This window comes from Dyadobacter sp. CY356, from assembly GCF_021440195.1.
Lineage (GTDB): Bacteria > Bacteroidota > Bacteroidia > Cytophagales > Spirosomataceae > Dyadobacter.
The window spans coordinates 117,896-136,421 of record NZ_JAJTSZ010000010.1 but is presented as its reverse complement, the minus strand read 5'-3'; the positions used below and the strand labels follow the sequence as shown (position 1 = coordinate 136,421).

The 18,526-nt window shown below is 40.7% G+C and carries 16 protein-coding genes; 5 read left to right on the top strand and 11 right to left on the bottom strand.

Features of this window, described 5'->3' with window-relative positions; all coding sequences use genetic code 11:
• Positions 1 to 24 precede the first annotated feature (24 nt).
• Complete coding sequence (locus LXL81_RS25620; RefSeq protein ID WP_234650301.1) at positions 25 to 1,080, bottom strand: alpha/beta fold hydrolase; 1,056 nt, start codon at positions 1,078 to 1,080, stop codon at positions 25 to 27.
• A 152-nt stretch (positions 1,081 to 1,232) separates the two neighbouring features.
• Here LXL81_RS25620 and LXL81_RS25615 point away from each other — a divergent pair, with 152 nt between their 5' ends.
• From LXL81_RS25615 to LXL81_RS25605, 3 genes are all read left to right on the top strand, one after another.
• On the top strand, positions 1,233 to 1,847 hold the full coding sequence (locus LXL81_RS25615) for a Crp/Fnr family transcriptional regulator (protein WP_234650299.1): 615 nt from the start codon (positions 1,233 to 1,235) through the stop codon (positions 1,845 to 1,847).
• 90 nt (positions 1,848 to 1,937) lie between these two features.
• Positions 1,938 to 2,915, top strand: a complete 978-nt coding sequence (locus LXL81_RS25610; protein ID WP_234650297.1) for a zinc-binding dehydrogenase — start codon at positions 1,938 to 1,940, stop codon at positions 2,913 to 2,915.
• 22 nt (positions 2,916 to 2,937) lie between these two features.
• Positions 2,938 to 4,269 (top strand): ferric reductase-like transmembrane domain-containing protein, encoded by a 1,332-nt coding sequence (locus LXL81_RS25605; RefSeq protein WP_234650296.1) that lies wholly within the window; start codon positions 2,938 to 2,940, stop codon positions 4,267 to 4,269.
• Positions 4,270 to 4,296: 27 nt separating this feature from the next.
• Here LXL81_RS25605 and LXL81_RS25600 read toward each other — a convergent pair whose 3' ends face one another.
• A complete protein-coding gene (locus LXL81_RS25600; RefSeq protein ID WP_255713924.1) occupies positions 4,297 to 4,818 on the bottom strand; it encodes a peptide-methionine (S)-S-oxide reductase in 522 nt (173 codons plus the stop codon).
• Between the two features lie 133 nt (positions 4,819 to 4,951).
• On the opposite strand from LXL81_RS25600, the gene LXL81_RS25595 reads away from it, so the two are divergent.
• The gene (locus tag LXL81_RS25595; RefSeq protein ID WP_234650292.1) at positions 4,952 to 6,703 is read left to right on the top strand and encodes an ABC transporter ATP-binding protein; all 1,752 of its coding nucleotides are present in this window, start codon (positions 4,952 to 4,954) and stop codon (positions 6,701 to 6,703) included.
• Between the two features lie 14 nt (positions 6,704 to 6,717).
• On the opposite strand, the gene LXL81_RS25590 is transcribed toward LXL81_RS25595, so the two are convergent.
• From LXL81_RS25590 to LXL81_RS25550, 9 genes are all read right to left on the bottom strand, one after another.
• On the bottom strand, positions 6,718 to 6,996 hold the full coding sequence (locus tag LXL81_RS25590; protein WP_234650289.1) for a Txe/YoeB family addiction module toxin: 279 nt from the start codon (positions 6,994 to 6,996) through the stop codon (positions 6,718 to 6,720).
• Entirely contained in the window at positions 6,993 to 7,211 is a 219-nt protein-coding gene (locus LXL81_RS25585; RefSeq protein WP_234650287.1) for a DUF2683 family protein, read from the bottom strand. Before LXL81_RS25585 ends, LXL81_RS25590 begins: the two co-directional genes overlap by 4 nt.
• 353 nt (positions 7,212 to 7,564) lie before the next feature.
• Entirely contained in the window at positions 7,565 to 7,975 is a 411-nt protein-coding gene (locus LXL81_RS25580; protein ID WP_234650285.1) for a hypothetical protein, read from the bottom strand.
• Between the two features lie 192 nt (positions 7,976 to 8,167).
• A complete protein-coding gene (locus tag LXL81_RS25575; RefSeq protein ID WP_234650524.1) occupies positions 8,168 to 9,196 on the bottom strand; it encodes a phytase in 1,029 nt (342 codons plus the stop codon).
• A gap of 131 nt (positions 9,197 to 9,327) precedes the next feature.
• On the bottom strand, positions 9,328 to 10,590 hold the full coding sequence (locus LXL81_RS25570; protein ID WP_234650283.1) for a right-handed parallel beta-helix repeat-containing protein: 1,263 nt from the start codon (positions 10,588 to 10,590) through the stop codon (positions 9,328 to 9,330).
• 38 nt (positions 10,591 to 10,628) lie between these two features.
• Complete coding sequence (locus tag LXL81_RS25565) at positions 10,629 to 13,394, bottom strand: TonB-dependent receptor domain-containing protein (protein WP_310589612.1); 2,766 nt, start codon at positions 13,392 to 13,394, stop codon at positions 10,629 to 10,631.
• Between the two features lie 242 nt (positions 13,395 to 13,636).
• A complete protein-coding gene (locus LXL81_RS25560) occupies positions 13,637 to 15,304 on the bottom strand; it encodes a tetratricopeptide repeat protein (RefSeq protein WP_234650282.1) in 1,668 nt (555 codons plus the stop codon).
• A gap of 478 nt (positions 15,305 to 15,782) precedes the next feature.
• Entirely contained in the window at positions 15,783 to 16,205 is a 423-nt protein-coding gene (locus LXL81_RS25555; protein WP_234650279.1) for a hypothetical protein, read from the bottom strand.
• Between the two features lie 193 nt (positions 16,206 to 16,398).
• Entirely contained in the window at positions 16,399 to 18,264 is a 1,866-nt protein-coding gene (locus LXL81_RS25550) for an LTA synthase family protein (RefSeq protein ID WP_234650277.1), read from the bottom strand.
• Between LXL81_RS25550 and LXL81_RS25545 the strand changes: the two genes are divergently transcribed.
• Complete coding sequence (locus LXL81_RS25545; protein ID WP_234650275.1) at positions 18,263 to 18,439, top strand: hypothetical protein; 177 nt, start codon at positions 18,263 to 18,265, stop codon at positions 18,437 to 18,439. The genes LXL81_RS25550 and LXL81_RS25545 overlap by 2 nt on opposite strands.
• The last annotated feature ends 87 nt before the right edge of the window (positions 18,440 to 18,526 follow it).

The window sequence follows — 18,526 nt, the reverse complement described above, 5'->3', positions numbered from 1 at the left end:
ATCTTAATTCTTTTATAGTCAAATCTATTTTTGGGTAGGTAATTTTATGGTTTGGAGAAAGGCTATAATCTTTTCGGTAAATTTTTCCGGACGTTGGTAATGGATATTATGACCCGTTTCTTCAAAAATTTCGTGGGTTATCAAAGCTGGATGTTGCTTTTTCAATGCATCATTTTCTTTTTCAAAAGGAAATAAATCGTCCTTACCTATCGGGTCAAGTATCAACACAGAAATTTTCAGATTGCGAAAGATAATTTTAGGTTCCAGAACAGACATAGATTCTGCAAAAAGCGGAGCACGCGTTGGGCGTAAGATATTATCCAGCGTTTGCTCCGCTGAACTCATATTAAACAACTTCCATAATCCAGGGCCAAAAACCCATTTCCCGGTATTATCTTGTCTGATCCAGGTCAGTAATTCAAACTGATCATCGTTTTGGCTTTTGTCATAAAAAGCAGAATATGCGTCAAAAGCTGTTTCATATGAAATATCTTCAAAAATTTGGGCAGCAATTTCTTTAACTCTTTTGATGAGCATTGTAGAATCCATTTTATGATAATGGGTATTGGTCGAAACCGACCCGCCATCTTCCAAAATTAATCCCAATACATTTTCCGGATAAGCATCATAAAAGGCAGTGCTGATAAAACCACCACGTGACCAGCCACCAACGACAGCCTTCGAAATTTTTAAATGATCCATCAAAAATTTAACATCATCAGCCACATGGTAAAGTGATACTTCATGATCCGGGATACTGGTCTGGCCGTGACCGTAATAATCTATCGCGATAACATAATACCCCGCCTTAACCAGCTTATCCGCAAATGGCAAAATTTCGTACGCGTTGCTTAAACTACCGTGTATCCAGATAAGTGGCGTACCCAATGGCTTGCCCCAGGACAAATAATGCATCCTCACATTCTTCGTTTCTATAAAATGACCGTGCGTTTTTTCAAAAGCTGCAAACTTTGTTCTCGCTTCCTGAAACTGTTTTGGGATATCAGTTCTGGTTACATTTGAGATCTGGGCAGATAAAAGGAAAGGATAAATAAAAATGATGGTAAAAATAAACTTCATAAAAATGATCAGGGGTTGAGACCGAATTTACATAATTTGATCATGTGGTATGACAAATATCACCGTTTTCATAAACTTCCAATATGCCTCGCCAATAAAATGGAATTGTTCGGGTAACTTTTGATATTAGAAGTCTAAAATAAAACAATCCTATGTCCGCCAAACATAATGACGTTGTCAAACTCTCAGAAATTCTTGAAAAATTCAGAGATAATTTCCCTGTGTCATCTGAAAAATGGGAGGAATATACCAGTCGATTTCATCGTGTACAAGTTCCGGCGAAAACCATTCTTTTGCGGGAAGGCGAGATTTCCCGCAAAGCTTATCTGATCGAAAAAGGTTGTATCCGGGTTTGGTTTGATAACAAAGGCGAGGAAGTTACCTTTCAATTCTTTTTTGAAAATAGTACCGTTTCGTCTATCGAAAGTTTTAAAAAAGGCACGCCCAGCCTGTTTACATTGGAAACGACCGAACCATGTACATTGTGGTGGATTGACAAAAAGGACGTTGATAATTTATTAGATGAGGTCAGCGAAATTCCGTCGATGCGTAATCAAATTTTAAATATTCTATTTGAACGTACCCTGCATTACATGCAGCATTTTCTTTCTTTTGTCCGCGACACACCACAGGAACGATATGAGAACCTGCTTCATAATCAGCCATACATTATTCAGCGCGTTCCGCAACATTACATCGCTTCCTACCTGGGAATCAGCCGGGTACATTTGAGCCGGATTAAAAATAAAATGGCCCGCGGAAAATAACAGAAGCCTGAATTTGGTAACAAATGTTATCGTTTGACGGAATCACGTCATGCTACTTTTGTTTCATCAAACAATTAAACGAAACAAAAGATGAAAGCAGCAATCATGAATCCGCAAGATGGAATACTTAGATATACAGAATGGCCTGAACCGACAGTAAGCAAACCGGACGATCTGTTACTGTATGTCAGGGCGGCGGCAATCAAAAATGTTGACAGAAGTATAGCCAGTGGCAGTCACTATTCCGCCGACACAGAAAATGTACCCAAAGCCCGGATAATCGGAAGTGACGGTGTTGGAATTTTGCCCGATGGAACCCGTGTTTATGCTATTAGTATGAACGGAATGGTCGCAGAAATGGCCGTCATTGAGAAGGACAGAATGGTAATTATTCCAGATAATCTGGATTTTGCCACTGCTGCTGCGCTCCCGAACGGCGTGATCGGAGCTGCGATGGGACTAAAATTCAAAGCTGCCCTGCAACCCGGAGAAACGGTATTAATCAATGGCGCCACTGGTTTTACCGGAAGATTGGCCGTGCAGATTGCGCGGCATTACGGAGCAAAAAAAATCATTGCCACTGGCCGGAATCCTGAATCCTTGAAAGCATTGCTCAAAATGGGCGCCGACGAAGTAATATCCCTTCAACAGTCTGATGAAGAGGTTGTAGCCAGTCTTCAATCCATTCACAGTCAGACGCCATTTGACGTGATCATTGATTACCTGTGGGGGTCTTCTGCCGAGCTTGTATTACGCGCGCTGGAAGCAAAAGGAATGTTTACGCCTAAAACAAGATTTGTTTCCGTGGGCAGTATTGCAGGAGAGAATCTTAAATTATCTTCATCAACTCTAAGAAGCATTGACCTGCATCTTACAGGCTCTGGCCTTGGCAGCCTTACCCGAACGGAAATTGGAAAATTTTTTACAGAAGTTTTGCCCGAAATGTTTCAGCTTGCAGTGGACGGAAAGCTTGTTATTGAAACGGTAAATGTTCCATTTCAGCAAATTGAATCTATTTATGATGCTTCAATTCCAGATGGCAAAAGGCTGGTGATTGAAATGAATTAATGCACTTTTAATCCTCACAAGTATGCAACCCACAACCAAGTGGATCACCGGTACACTGGTGATCACCGGGATAATCTACGCCCTTTCTCCTGGTCCCGGCAACCTGATGGCACATCCGGATGGATGGGAATTAAGAGAACAATTTGTTTTTTTGACTGGCTTGTCCGCGTTTTCACTTATGGTTTTGTCTATGGTCATTTCCTTGCGTAATCCCTGGCTAAATCACCGGATGCACGGCCTGGACAAAGCTTATATCATACATAAGTGGACCGGTATCTGCTCAACCCTGCTTATGATTTTTCACTGGCTGGGCGAAAAAGTGCCGCATTTGCTGGTCGAATCCGGAATCATTACCGATCCCGGAGAATTAACGGACGGAAGCAGTTTTTCAGATCTGGAAATCGGTCTTTTCCAAAGCGGTGTTTTTTTGGTCGAATGGATATTTTACGTCGTGATCATTTTGGTGATTATTGCCTTATTTAAAAAAATCCCTTACCATATTTTCCGTAAAACACATAAAATATTTCCGGTAGTATTTCTTTTAGCAGCATATCACGGAGCTACTGCCCAACTCAAAGAACACTGGTTAACCACGCCAGCAGGATATTTATTACTTTGCTTGGTTACGATCGGTACTGCCGCGGCCTTTATTGCACTTTTTCAGCAAATTGGTGCGGCGCGGAAAACCGAAACCGTTGTAACCAAAATTGAAAAACCGCAGGATGGCGTTCTTGATATAAGACTTTCCACAACTCAAAAACCATTTTTTCATAAGACAGGTCAATATGCCTTTCTTCGCTTTGAACATGACCGCGAGCCGCACCCGTTCACTATTGCGTCTTGCGGCGATGATCCGGATGCTGTTCGCTTTGTTATCAAATCGCTGGGTGATTTTACAGATAATTTGACTCGGCATATACAGATAGGGCAGAATGTTCAAATTGAAGGGCCCTATGGTGAATTTGTTTTCAATTCGCCATTAAAAAGACAAATCTGGATTGCCGGAGGTATTGGTATAACACCGTTTATTTCAAAACTGGAACAACTTGCTAATCAAAAGGAAACTTCGGAGCTTATCGACTTATGGTATTCGACACGAACAGAAAGACAACAAATTTTTCCGGAATCAATCGAAGATTTATGTCAGCGAAGTGGTGTCAGCTTTTATCATTTAAATTCAAACAAAAGGGAATACCTGACAGCGCAGATGCTTCATGAAGCCGTTGGTAGTTTCGAGCTTGTGAGTATCTGGTTTTGCGGGCCAGAAGATTTCGCACATTGTCTTCTTAAAGGACTTGATGCTTATGACTTTGATAGGCGTAACTTTTATTATGATAATTTTTCGATGCGATAACCCGAAAAGACTACATTTCGAAGGGTATCAACCCTTCAAAGATTCTTCAGTCAGTTTATTGTGATCAACCACGCCGCTGAATTGTTTTAATAATATCCGGAGCTTGGGCGTAATAATATTTTTACAAAAGGGTTTCCGGGGATTTTTATAAAAGTATTCCAGATACGTTTCCTGATTGAGCCTGAAATCGTAAAATGTTTCAACCGTAGTGATGATCGGGTTATCAAATTCGCTTTGCAATAAGCTGATTGCGCCCATGGAAAGTACAATTTGCTCAGGCGTAAAAACATAAATCGCAGACCGGTATTTAGATCGCATATTATGCTGTGAGGTACAGCTGTGGGTATGCAGATGAACCGCAATAAGCGTTTCCAAAGAAATAACGCTGTCATTGAAATGCACAATAATAGCCTCAGAAAAGTTTGAATTTTCCCTTTCGGAAGCGATCCATCCCTGTTCTACATTTGACACTCCCTTTAATGATTGAAAAATAGCTTCCGTGCACCAGTGGCAACTCCCGCCAAATCCAATTTTATTGTTTTCATCCATACTTTTCCAAATCCCTGAAAGTTAATAACAAAACTAAATTATAACTGAAATAGGTTCGGCGCGGAGAAATTATCAGGACATATGTTACCTTACGGCATAGGAATTGTACACGAAAAGTACATTCAAATATCATATGAAAACTCTCTGGAAATACCTTCGGCCACAAAAGCGACTTATAATTCTTTCACTTTTACTGGCAGGTTTTGCTCAGCTGCTTACACTTTTAGATCCTCTGATCTTTGGCAAAATCGTAGATAATTATGCAGGAAATCCCAAAAATCTTTCTGAAAAAGAACTTATAAACAGCGTTTTATACTGGCTGGGAATAGCGGTTGGTATTGCGATTGTTGCAAAACTCTCCAAGTCATATCAGGAATATCTGACTAGAAAAGCGGTTGCGCATTTTGGTATGAACATCTTCAATGACGGACTGAAACAAACGCTTCGTCTCTCCTTTCAGGAATTTGAAGAAAACAGAAGCGGCACGACTTTGTCCGTTTTGCAAAAAGTAAAAACGGATACTGAACGTTTTACCAATTCGTTTATCAATATTCTTTTTTCTTCGCTGATTTCCATTGGTTTTTTGCTTTGGTATAGCATCAACAAAAACTGGATGCTGATTCCTGTTTTCCTGATCGGCGTGCTCGTGCTTGGCTCATTGACAGGCTTGTTATCCAAGAAAATAAAAAGTATCCAACGAAATATCAACAAACAAACCAACGCGCAGGCCGGGATTATTACCGAAAGTCTGCGCAATATTGAACTTGTTAAAAGTCTTGGGCTGACCTTTTCTGAAATCCGGAGACTGAACAAACAAACGCTGGAAATTTTTCAGCTTGAAATGTTTAAAGCCCGCAAAGTCGGTATGCTGACGTTTCTGCAAGGTGTGACGCTGAATCTTCTCAAACAATCCATTCTTTTTATTTTGTTATGGCTGATTTTCAGAAAGATACTCACCACAGGTGAGCTGATCGCCATGCAGTTTATTTCAACCGCCATATTCAGTCCTTTGCAGGATCTTGGTAACTTGATACTTCAATACAGAGAGGTTGACGCTTCGGTGAAGATTTTTGATCAGCTGATGAATAAACCTATTGAACAACGGCCTGAAAATGCTGTGGAAGTTGGTCCGTTGACAAGTTTAAAATTTGATCATGTCATATTCCGTCACCAATCCGCAGGATATAATGCCATTGACGATATTTCGTTTAGCGTAAAATCAGGCCAGACAATTGCTTTTGTCGGCCCGTCCGGTTCCGGAAAATCCACTTTGGTAAAACTTTTGATCGGACTGTATTTACCTGTCGAAGGACATATCTATTTCAATGATGACGATTCTTCAACCATTCGATACAATCCATTGAGAAGACAGATCGGGTTTGTAACCCAGGATACGCAATTATTTGCAGGCACCATCCGGGAAAATCTTCTTTACGCCAACCCTTCCGCCACGGATGCAGACATTGCCACGGCCTTGGAAAAAGCGTCAGCGACTGCGCTGATAGCAAAGGCGTCAAACGGAGTGCAAACAATCTTGGGTGAAAATGGAATGAAACTTTCGGGCGGAGAAAAACAGCGTATTTCGATAGCCAGGGCACTTTTAAGAAAACCGCGACTGCTTATTTTCGACGAAGCAACATCAGCACTAGACTCGCTGACAGAACAGGATATTACCCAGACCATCCGTGATATTTCAACTGACCGACAGCAAATGACAATTCTAATTGCGCACAGGCTTTCTACAATTCTTCACGCCGATGTTATTTATGTGCTGGAAAAAGGAAAAATTGTCGAGACAGGTTCTCACCAGGATCTGCTTGATAAAAAGGGATTGTATTATGCAATGTGGAGACAGCAGATTGGAGAGAGACGGTTTGAGAGATGATGGTTTAAGGACACCTATTTGTCGTCATAATGACCCCAGGTCGATAAAATTATGACGCTTACGGTTGATTCATGTATTCGATATATTAATCTATGTTCCTGAGATATTCTTCTGGACCAAGTTGGTAATGCATAGTATCTCAATAATTCAGGCTTGCCGGTACCAGTTTCCGGATGATCAACAAGCTCATCCAATAAAGCAACCAGTTTTTTATATAAGGGCTTATTTCCCGACTGCTTAATTCGCTGAATATCTTTTAAAGACTGATCCGTAAATTGAAGATCGTAACTCATAAACTATCCAACATGGAATGAAGTTCTTTCTTCCCTTTTACCGTCATAATCCTACCTGCTTTTATATCTTCTTCCGCCGCCTGGATATTTGCCACGAACTCCTCCTGTCCATGTGAATTTAGACTCTCATCCTGAAATGGGATTTCAAGCGCAACAAGAAAAGCCTTTAATGCTTTCAACTTGCCTCCTTTTGTAGTTATCACTAATGTTTCCATACTCAGATTATACTTGGTGACTGTAAAATAAGATGACCAGTGTAAAACTACACGGTACCGAACATTTATAAATATAATTATTTTATTCTCGCATAAAATGTAAATGAACAAATTCAATACGCAAAAGACAAGACTTATCCGGCGGCAAGCAAACCTTCAGGTTGAATCGGTTGGTTTAACCTGCCACACCTTCTGTTCACTAAAACGAAAAAGCCAGAAGTTGCCGTGTAGACTTCTTCTGACTTTTTCATTTTTGTCTCTGATTCCGACTTCAAAAAAATTTTATCAAAACAGACTATTTGATAAGAAACCTTTTGTCCGTGCCGAAACACATCAGCTTATATAATAGCAAATTAAGGAGCCTGAACAGTATAAGCCAGGTAAGTACCATACACCGGGCTACCGTCGACAATGGCATAAGCGCGATAGTAATAAAAAGTTGCCCCGGAATCACGAATTGTTCCTGTGAATGTATTTACACCCGGAGCAATCGGCGAAGTAAATATGATTTTATTATCCGCAATAGTCGGTTGTATATTATGGTCGCCAAGGCCACGAGGATAAGCCGTGTATACGATACCATATTCAGTAACAGGCTTGTCTCCCACTTCATCGACCTGGATCTGGTAGCCTGATGTTCCAAAAGATTTTAGTGTGGTCAAAGCTAACGGACCTGGCGCAATGTTGTGGTCTGTGCAGGATGATAAAATAAATAATGTTGAAAAAAATAATGCAACTGATACTGTTCGGATTTTTTGAAACATAAAATTTGAAATTTTAAGAGGGAATTGAAAACTGAATAAGCTGCAATTAAGTAAATAAATAAGGGTTACAAAAGCCCGGGTAATATTAAATTATCTTCACACGAATTAACATTCCATAACGCAAAAACGGATAACATCCGGTTCAATACCGTTATGTTATCCGTTTTGCACTTTTAAGAAAAATGGATTTTATTATTTGGTCTTAATTTTTAACAGCTCCTTTCCAGCAATATCCTCCCAACGGTACAGGTGAAACGTTTTGTTATCACTCATCGCCACAAATAGTCCGTTTTTGAAATTTTGGTTTAAAGGAATGGAAACCATTTCAGAACCATCGCTATGATTTGCCTTTACCTTCACTGTTTTGAGCAGCCTTTGCGACCCCGTACTATCCAAATCCGGCTGACGGTCAAAAATCCTGAACTGGTTTGCACCCTGATCTGAAACCAGAATATAACCAGTTGAATCTGTCAGCTGATAAATTGAAATTCCTTCGTGGTCTTCCGTAAAACCTGTCGTAGCAAAAAGAGCTAATTCTTTATTACCTTTTTCAGGATCAGCAAAATATTTACGAACCCCTTTTCCTTCATCAGAATAGTATACATAGCCAAGATTATCGTCAACTGCGATAGATTCTATCTCTTTCAAACCACTGTAAGATCCAAATTTACGGACAAGTGTTGCTTTAACTTTTCCGTTTCCGTTGTCTTCCAAAAGATATTGCCAGAGATAACTCCCGGTCGTTGGACCGGTTTTTCTACCAACTATCGCATAAATCTTCCCTGACTTGTTTTTATAAAGACCAATACCCATCAAATCACGCTCTCCATCTTTTATTTCACCTACAAAAACATCAATTCCGCCATTATCAACGGGTGCCATATCAGGTAGAGAAAATATCCGGATTTTATGGGTTAGACGTTCGGTTACCACAGCGATATCAGTTGACTTCCCGCCCAGCACCAAACCATACTCCACATCAACATTGTTTGGACGCTTAAGTCCATGAACAACTTTATCATTTTTGATTTTTCCTTCAAGATCAAAAACATACAAACCACCTTTTTCATCCTTATCCGTACCAAGTATCAGGCTTTGAGCCGGATCTTGCGGATTGATCCAGACGGCGGGGTCATCCGAATCGTTAGCTACGGTGTCGGATTCGAACATAGGCTCAATAACAGATGTCAGATTTCCCTTTGTGGAAGATGGCTCGGACATTTGCTTTTTGTCCTGACAACCGCATAGAAGCAGCGTCAGCACGGCAATCGGGCAGATCAGATTTTTCACAGAATCAATTGATAAATCATTAAAAGCCCCCGGAAAACTTAACTTTTCCGGGAGTTAAAAAATTACTTAGTGCCCAATGCGCCGATATAACTAGCAGGTGCAGGAGATTTATAGGTAATACCGTTCACAACGATACCATTGGCATAAAGACGAGTAAAGTCCGTTTTCCCTTTGGTCAGCGCCGGCGAACCAGCCTGTAAATGAAAGTCCCAGGTGTTATCGTAAGTAGCATTCGCAGTGGCGGTTGTCAGCGGATAATTAACAAATTTAGGATCGTTCTCACCTGCTTTGGCAGAAATAATATCATTAATGCCTTTAACAATTTCGGTTGTAGGCTGAAACTGATTTGTTGTAGTCTGATCATAACCATAATAAAAAGTATTGCTGATGACCGATCTAGCATCCTCAGGATTTCCTGCGTCTCTTTTAATTCCGTAGCGATCGTTGGCAAGAAGATTGTTATAAAGATCAACACGAACCGCCTTTTCAAGCCAGATCGATCCGCCTTTTGTTGTTGGTCTTCTCCAACCTGCATTGATGATCGTGTTATTATAACCTACAACGTAAGCCTGCGGAGTACGGTCACCCGTGCTGGAAAGTTTAAGTGCATTGGTATTAGGACTATACACAACATTGAACGCGACATCAGCCTGAACTCCTGATTTAATGTTGATAGCATCACCACCCGAAACGCCGGTAGTATAGAAATAATTATTTGCAATAATTACCTGGCCACCTTCGATGTAAAAACCATCTTCATTAAAATTACGGATCGTACTTCCCGTAACGACTAATTTTCCGCTCACATTCGGATAGTATAACACAGGAACGTGCTCACCCGCCAATGCTTTGTATAAACCAGCTTTCACAGATGGAGATTCTTCTGTTGTAACCGCGCCACCGTATTCAAGGATTGTGTTACTTAATACAAATTCTGCTGATTCACGACCTGCAACCAGACCGCCCCAAAGATTTCCGTAAAGATTTTTTGCTGTTTTCCAGCTGTCAGGCACAGTGAATTTTACAGGTGCTTCGGCAGTACCAAGACTATACAAATTCCCCAAAACCAAAACCTCAGGCTTCACAACAGAATCACTGAAAAGCACAGTTACACCTTCCTGAATGGTCAGCGATTTTCCTTTCGGAATTTGAATATGGCCGGTGATTTTGTAAGTGCCGCCTTTGGTCCAGACACCCGAAACTTCACCTGCAACGGATTCCTGCACTACCGGTACATCAATTACCGGTGCAGTATCCTCACTGTCGTCACTACAAGATGCCAGGGCCAACATAGCCAGTGCGCAAGAAATAAATAGATTTTTCATTTGAATTCGAGATTGATAATTAATTTTTATAAAAAGTTTTAGAATTTGTAACGTATTCCGATCAGGTAAGACCGCTGGTAATAATCGCGGCGCATCAGGGTTGTTTTCTGGCTGTTTTGATCAGCAACATCTTTGTTTGCAGCACTGAAATTTTTCATAAAAACTTCCATGGGCGTGTTGAGAAGGTTATTGGCTTTTACGAAAATCCCCAGCCCGTTTTTAAGTGTTTTTTCAAAAGATGCATCCAGCTGGACAAAGCCTTTTTGCCAAAGATCATTATCCAGAAATTGTGAAACTGTATTGATCCGCTCTCCGGTGAAACCTCCTGCCAATTGCGCATCAATCCCTTTTTTCGCGTTTTTGAACAAGAGAGAAAGATTTGCTACATGCGCTGATTGCCCGTAAAGCGGTCTGGATTGCTCAACGCTGATTGTTTCAAGATCACCACTTTCATTACGGATTCGTTTGGATTTTGGCGTGGTGATTTGCGAATGGGTGTAGGTATAATTTGCTTTGACACCAAACATTTTGATGTACTTGATAAAATCCAGTTCTAGTCCGTAGTTATTGGCGTTTCCAAAATTTCCCGGAGAGTAATATATATCCTGGCCACGGATCACGTCTTTTTGCAAAGTATACTCAATCGGGTTTTTGATATGTTTGTAGAAAAGACCGACCATAAACTGCTCGGAAGGTTTGGAAAAAAGCTCATAACGAAGATCAATGTTATCAGCGATTGCTCTTTGCAAATCAGCATTTCCACGCTCCTGATATTCTTCGTTTACAATACGATATGGCACAATTTCAAAGAAACCAGGTCTGTTGAGCGAGCGGAAATAGGAAGCGCGCATATTGACATTACCACCAGTTTTGTATTTCAAATGAAGGCTTGGCAAAATATCAGTATAAACCTGGCTGCCCGTTGGCCTGTCCTCACCTATCGGAAACAGCATGGAATATCCCTGATCAGTTGCTTCTACACGAACTCCACCCAAAACTTCAAGCATGGCAGACTCTGCTTTTAACTGAAAGTATCCGGCTTTGATTTTTTCGGTTGCGTCATAATTAAGGGCAGTAGCAACGGAGCCTCTTGGATTCTGGATGGTAAAATTTATCTCTGAATAATTGTTGAAATCAACCCCATATTCCGCAAAAAGATTGGCCGGCCTTAACTGATAATTATTATAAAAATTCGAACGTTTTTTATCCCTGAAAAGTCCTCCGGCCATCCATTCCAGATCAGTTGATCCCACGGTCTGTTTGTAGCTGACATTCAGATATCCGGCCAGATCACGATCCGAATTATGCTCCCATCTTCTGCTTGCATCCTCTACCGTAGTAGGCTTGTCAACAAAATTTTCCCGGATTCCCAAAAGTGGAATCGTTACATTATCAGGAACTTCATTGGTCGCCTTTGAATATACTGCGGACCAGTCCAGACCCCAATGTTCAGTCAGCTGATGTTTTCCCTGTAAAGTGCTGTTGAAAATCTTCTGACGGGTCAGGCGTGAGCGTGGGGAATAACCCAGCGTTGCATTACCAAGAACCGGATCATAACCACCGATCGTCAGCTGGGTTGATTTCACATCTCTGACCTGGACATTCGTCAGGCTCATCAAGGCGTTGTAGAACTGGATTTTGTTCCGGTCATTGATCCTGAAATCCAGTTTGGAATGAAGACCGTAGCGGGTCTGCTGTTCAGAATATTGTCTTTCATTTCGTTTGGTAAGCGTTTCTCCTCTCAGCGTATCAACCGTTTCAGAATCAAAAAATAAACTATTGCTTCCACGGTAAGTATTCTGATAACTTCCTGCAAGAAGAACACCTAATTTCCGGTCAAAATAACGGTTCCCGATAGCAAGACTTCCCAGCAGATTTGGCGATGGTGCCTTTGAGCTGTATTGCAAAGGTGCTTTGGAAAAATCAGAAGGTGTCGCGTTATACTGGTTTCCGTTTTTTTCATAAGGCGATTTGGACTGAATATTTTTATAATCGTAACTTTTAAAATCACGCTGCATGAAAAGCTCACTATACCCGCTGGAAACATTGGCCGACAACATAAACCGGTCGGGTGCATCTTTCATCACCAGGTTCACGGCACCACCGATAGCATCTGCTTCCATCGATGGTGTCAGGGCTTTGTATACTTCAAGCCGGTCCAGCAAATCCGAAGGAAAAATATCCAAAGGAGCATACCGGTATTTGTTATCCGGACTTGGAATTTTCACACCGTTTACGAGCGTGTAGTTATACCGCTTGTCCATCCCACGTAATATCGCATACTGCCCGTCGCCATTGCTGTTTCTTTCAATAGAAACTCCGGACATTCTCTGGATTACATTTGCCACCGTAAGATCCGGCGAAATCTGTATTGTTTTGGCTGAGACAATATTCATAACCTGGCTCGCACTGCGTTCCATAGATCTGGCCGCCTGATCGGTCGTGTTATCTCTTTTTCCGATCACGGCGACTTCATTAAGCATCTTATCACTGGCAGATTCCAGAAATATATCCAGTTGCAGCTTCTGAGTCTGGGTTATGGTAATGTCTTTTATTAAGGTCTGATAAGAAATATGTCTTACAACCAGCTTGTAATTTCCCTCTGTAATATTTTCAATCGCGAAACTTCCATCTAGTCCTGATACATCTTGAAAGTTTGTTCCTTCGATCATTACCACTACGCCAAGTGCGGGCTGGCCGGTAGCTGCTTCTAGTAGCTTCCCTTTTAAAGATCCGGCAGATGCGGAAATTGAAAACAGCAAAATTGCTATCAAAAAGTAAAATCTGTAAACCATGTTTTCCATTCGCAAGCGTTAAAGAACCGGAGCATTTATTTGTTTCCTCCGATGACGATACGAAGGTGGGTAAACAAATTGCAGCGATGCAAATAAGGCGCGTTACAAAAAGGAAACAGCGGAATTTAAAGCGTTACAAGAAAGAAACAATAACCGATTTTATCATGTAAATTGCTGATTTATAGCATATTAACTATATCAAAAAAGCCATTAAGCTTCTGTTAACATACTATTACCCAAATGTTAAGAGACTAGATTGTCTGAATAAAGGCAGAAAGGTTATCGCCTGGCGCAAGGTTCAGTTTTTTTCTTAAGCGGTGTCGCATAACCCGGAGACTGTCCTGAGAAACCCCAAGTAATGTAGAAATATCCGAAGGGGTCATGTTCATTTTAATGAGCGCGATCAGCCGCAAATCATTTGAAGTGAGTGCATCGGATTGCTGTTGAAGTCTGTCAAAAAAGGACTGGTGGACCTGTTCAAAAATTCCTCTGAACTCCTCCCAATGCTGATCGTCGCTGAGCCCCTCACTGATTTGAACCGAGAGCTGTTTGATCTGTTTTTTCTGATCTCTTTTTTCTTCTTTGACCATCGCTTCCAGCTGCGATTGCAAATCTTCAAGCAGCTTATTTTTGCGGATCACGTGTAAGGTATAGCTGGTAAGTTCCTTGGTTTTTATTTCCAGCTGCTGGGTAAGGTTTTCTTCCAAAAGCCTTTTATTTTCAAGTTCTGCCTCCATGAGCTGCGCCTGAGCCTGAAAAACCTGACTATTTTGCGCGTGCAGTTTTTGTTCGTTTTTAATTTTAAGCCGCTGTCTGCTGATGATCAAACCTGTCAGCAAAAGGACTAAAACAATTACGACCCCGGCAGATATATTGACAAGCAGATCCGTCTGACGTGCGTGCACGAGACTTTCTATTTCATTATCCTTTTTCTCAATTTCATATAATGTCTGAAGCAGAGCAAGCTGCTTGTTGCTTTCCTGCGAATAGATATCGTTCAGATACTGACGACTTTGTGAGAGATAATAAAAAGCACTGTCATTTTTATTTAAGAAATTATAGGCTTTGGCCACATCATTACTCGCACTTGAAAGCTGGTAATACTCACCTTTTTTCAAGGCCAGATTCAGTGCCTGCAAACTCAGCCCAAGGCCCTGACGATACTTCCCGGTCTTCCGCAACACATCGCCCAGATTGTTAAGGATCTCAATTTGAGCGGTTTGATTTCCGCTACGAGTATTTAACAGGTAAGCTCTGTTAAAATAGACATAAGCAGAATCATATTTTTCCTTATCCTCATATATGCTCCCAATGTTTTCATAGATCTTTGCAATTCCCTGCTCCTCTTTTATTGTTTTGTAGGCTAGTAACGCTTTGTTTTGAAAATAGAAAGCACTGTCATAAAGTTGCTTTTTTTCATATAAATACCCGATATGGCCATAGACAAGTGCCATACCGGAAGTGAGTTTGAGTTGTTGATAATGGCTGAGCGCCTCATTAAATTCTTTTCTCGCCTGAGCTGGTTGTCTGCTCCGGTAATAAAGCTCACCCAAAAGCACCAGGTTTTCCGCCAACTCTTTCTTATCAGGATAATTTCTGTAAATTTTATCTGCCCGGAGCAAATAATCCAATGCCTGCGGATAGTGTCCGGAAACATATAGCAGTTCGCCGATTTGCTTTAAATAGCCAGCGGCTGCAAGCTCCTTGTTGCTGGTTACGGCTTTATTGTAATTTTCCTTCAGGACCAAAAGCACTGAATCCGGTCTGGAAAAACTGGTATTTGTCTTTAATTCATTGTAATCCAATGGCGTATAAAACTCGGGCGTCTGCGCACAGCAAGTATTTGCAGATACAAGGAAGAATAGAAAAAAATTGATAAGATAGTATCCGGGTTTATTTTTAATTTCCAAAGTAATCATCGTAACAGCCCTGAGTGAATCGCTATGCAAGTTACCACCAGATCTTAGTTTTCCTAAAAAGCTTCGTACCGCAAATAGTCATCTCAGCGCTAAAATCAGCATTGAACCCAAATTCAGAATACTTATGACCTTTTATATGTTATTTAATTAATTGTTAAGTTCCTAATTTGTTTAAAATAAACAGCTCGATATTAAAGTTAAAAAATGATTCAGCAGTTTCAATCTAATCAAAATAATACTAACTTTCGGGTGTAGTCTCTTTCATTCTTTTATTGGAACCATCTCGATGGGACGCTGGGCAACCAGCCCGCAGATCTTAGGGAACTGCCGTTTTCCATGAATTAGAAGAATGAACGCCGTGCAAATAACAGGTTTACCTGTACAGATTGGTCCACGACCACAGGAACATACCAGCTAACAGCGCCCGGTTCCTGTTGCAGATTACAGGCGGCCAATATTTTGGCCGCTATTTTTTTGCTTAAAAAAATCCGGTTTTCAAAACAATTTGCCCTGCTGCATTTTCAGTTTGCCCTGGTATATATGTTACTTGGGCAGCGGAAGAATCTTTTGTAATTTTTCTTTTGAAAGCGGCGTGAATTTCCCCGGCCGGAATTTTTATCAGCTCTGAATAAAACCGTTTGCTGTTTTTAGTGCCGTGATCCTGAACATAGAGATCTAGTCTCAGGCCATAATTTGCCGTTGATAAGCCATCAACACGGATCAAAATAGAATCCTTTTTTTCTTTTTCTGATAAGAGCCTGAAACTTTTCGGACTGTCCAGTTTATTGATGTAATGCTCGTCATATGTAGGTTGCAGCGCGACATAAATTACTCCGCCAATAAGCAGAAGCAAGGTAACCGCAACGTAAAACCACTCTCTTTTATTAATCCACTTCATCATCAAACCAGTAAAACTTTAAAACGAGATAAGAATTAATTCAATCCCGCTGCAAAGTTAAACATGTATAAATCAGTATGAAGGAGTTAACAGAATGATAATATGTGTAAACGGCTTGTTTAAAACACGACCAGGATGATAGAATTTTTACTATTACTATTTTTTAGCTGGCATTGATTTATAGTAACAATTTCAATCACTTCATAAGTTTGTTTTTAAACTGATAACTGGCGGTCTGATACCAGGAAACCGCTTCGTTGGTAAGTGCTTCATTGGATTGAGACGGTTTTGCTGTACCATCTTTAAAATCCGGTAAAAAAGTAGTAACACTACGCTGCGGTTTTAAAATGACAAGGCTGTCGCGCCGGATGAAACCCAGACTTTGATAAGTACTGATAAATGCTCTTTCTCTCCCTTCTTCCAGCTTGAAAATATCGTAACCGAAGAATTTACTGGTGTAAGAAAAGTTTAATAAACCAAGAATAGTCGGACCCAGATCAATCTGGCTCATAAGCCTGTCCATTTTGGCTGGTTTAATGTTTCCGGGCGAATAAATCAAAAGCGGGATCAAATATTTGTTTACGGGCAGATCTGCCTTGCCAGCACTGGAGGCGCAATGGTCGGCCACAATGACAAACAATGTATTTCTAAACCAGGGTTTGGTCCTGGCTTCTTTAATAAATTTACCAATCGTATAATCCGTATATTTTACAGCACCTTCCCTGCTTGTGTGCGATGGAATATCAATCCTTCCGTTTGGATAAGTGAACGGCCGGTGGTTGGAGGTGGTCATGATATGGGCAAAAACTGGTTTACCAGAGTTGATCGTTTTTTCAATTTCTTTGGTAGCGAGTGTGAAAAGATTTTCGTCAGCCACGCCCCAGATGTTTTCGTAATCGATGTCCTTTTTAGCAATCTTATTTCTGTCAACAACCTGATAATCATTATTTTCAAAAAAATAACCCATGTTGTCAAAGTAGCCATAACCACCATAAATGAATTTGTTCTGATAGCCTTTTTCCTTAAAAACCCGTCCCATAGAAAATAACCCCTCGTTTTTCGGCCTTCTGACAATGGATTGACCGGGCGTTGGCGGCGTCCCGACCGACAGTGCTTCCAGGCCGCGGACAGTACGCGTTCCTGTTGCATATAATTTGGTAAAAAGAAGACTGTGACTGGCCAGCGAATCCAGATTGGGTGTGATGTTTTGCTTATTTCCAAAAACACCCAGAAAATCTGCGCTTAAACTTTCGACACTGATCAACACGACATTCATTCTTTTCTCAGCACCCGGATTTACAATTTTTCTTTCAATACTGAAAGGATCATTGTTGATAAAATGACTTTCCGGTGTTTTTATCTGCTGGCGGATCATTTTAAAAGCCTGTTTATCAGGGATCTTTTTATAAAACTGGGCATAGTCGAGCTCGTTATTCCTGTAAGCTGCAAAAAGCTCATAAAGCCCGTTTCCAGCCAGTTCATTGACATATGTATTATCTGAAAACTGTCTGGTTTTATTATCAACAAAAAAATAAAGAACCAGTAAAATCGCCAGATAACCCAGCATCCATAGTGACCTGAATTTGAAAGCAATTGCCTGGCTGCCTGCTTTTTCAACTGCCGGTTTGAGAAGAAAAACGATTGCAGCAGTAGACAGTAGCAGCACTATAACAATGATTTCAACCGGGTAAGACTGGCGGATATTTCCAATTACCTCATTGGTATATACCAGATAGTCAACCGCAATAAAATTAAACCGGGAACTGAATTCGTCCCAAAAAAACCATTCTGATACGATATTGAAAAGAAGACCAAAAACGAAAAACGCAAAAATTCCAAAAAGTACGAACCGCTGCCAGCGTTTTTTCATGAATCTTGCCGGCATGAGCCAGATGTAGAGCATCAGAGGTAAAACGAAATACAGCGCATTGATCAGATCATAAAACAGGCCAATACCAAAAATACCAAGCAAATTAAAAACAGTAAGATCAACAGCGGATTCGGATTTAATAAGCAGCGCAATTCTTGTTACCAGCGAAAGGGTAACAACGAGTGAAATCATGATTAACGCCAGCGCGAATGAATTATTAATCGCTGATTTAGATTTGCTTGCGGAAGTAGTAATAGGAGATGCTGATATATTTGAACTGAGCACAGTAAACGTTTTTCTGGTTTGGGTGATTCCGCCAAACTTACCGGCCAATTCTGAATTTTTTCTGAATTCGATCTCACATTAATCTGATATCAATTGCATCTCCGATATCCATCAGCTCTACTACAATCACCAAACTGATATTTTTCCTGGTTTTTCCCTTTTTAAGCAA

Bases quoted from the DNA above. Each gene is read 5' to 3' on its own strand.
- LXL81_RS25585 (WP_234650287.1), bottom strand. From the start codon at position 7,211: ATGGAAACATTAGTGATAACTACAAAAGGAGGCAAGTTGAAAGCATTA.
- LXL81_RS25600 (WP_255713924.1), bottom strand. From the start codon at position 4,818: ATGGATGAAAACAATAAAATTGGATTTGGCGGGAGTTGCCACTGGTGC.
- LXL81_RS25565 (WP_310589612.1), bottom strand. From the start codon at position 13,394: ATGGAAAACATGGTTTACAGATTTTACTTTTTGATAGCAATTTTGCTG.
- LXL81_RS25605 (WP_234650296.1), top strand. From the start codon at position 2,938: ATGCAACCCACAACCAAGTGGATCACCGGTACACTGGTGATCACCGGG.
- LXL81_RS25560 (WP_234650282.1), bottom strand. From the start codon at position 15,304: ATGATTACTTTGGAAATTAAAAATAAACCCGGATACTATCTTATCAAT.
- LXL81_RS25555 (WP_234650279.1), bottom strand. From the start codon at position 16,205: ATGATGAAGTGGATTAATAAAAGAGAGTGGTTTTACGTTGCGGTTACC.
- LXL81_RS25610 (WP_234650297.1), top strand. From the start codon at position 1,938: ATGAAAGCAGCAATCATGAATCCGCAAGATGGAATACTTAGATATACA.
- LXL81_RS25550 (WP_234650277.1), bottom strand. From the start codon at position 18,264: ATGATTTCACTCGTTGTTACCCTTTCGCTGGTAACAAGAATTGCGCTG.
- LXL81_RS25580 (WP_234650285.1), bottom strand. From the start codon at position 7,975: ATGTTTCAAAAAATCCGAACAGTATCAGTTGCATTATTTTTTTCAACA.
- LXL81_RS25575 (WP_234650524.1), bottom strand. From the start codon at position 9,196: ATGTCCGAGCCATCTTCCACAAAGGGAAATCTGACATCTGTTATTGAG.
- LXL81_RS25615 (WP_234650299.1), top strand. From the start codon at position 1,233: ATGTCCGCCAAACATAATGACGTTGTCAAACTCTCAGAAATTCTTGAA.
- LXL81_RS25595 (WP_234650292.1), top strand. From the start codon at position 4,952: ATGAAAACTCTCTGGAAATACCTTCGGCCACAAAAGCGACTTATAATT.
- LXL81_RS25590 (WP_234650289.1), bottom strand. From the start codon at position 6,996: ATGAGTTACGATCTTCAATTTACGGATCAGTCTTTAAAAGATATTCAG.
- LXL81_RS25545 (WP_234650275.1), top strand. From the start codon at position 18,263: ATGATTAACGCCAGCGCGAATGAATTATTAATCGCTGATTTAGATTTG.
- LXL81_RS25620 (WP_234650301.1), bottom strand. From the start codon at position 1,080: ATGAAGTTTATTTTTACCATCATTTTTATTTATCCTTTCCTTTTATCT.
- LXL81_RS25570 (WP_234650283.1), bottom strand. From the start codon at position 10,590: ATGAAAAATCTATTTATTTCTTGCGCACTGGCTATGTTGGCCCTGGCA.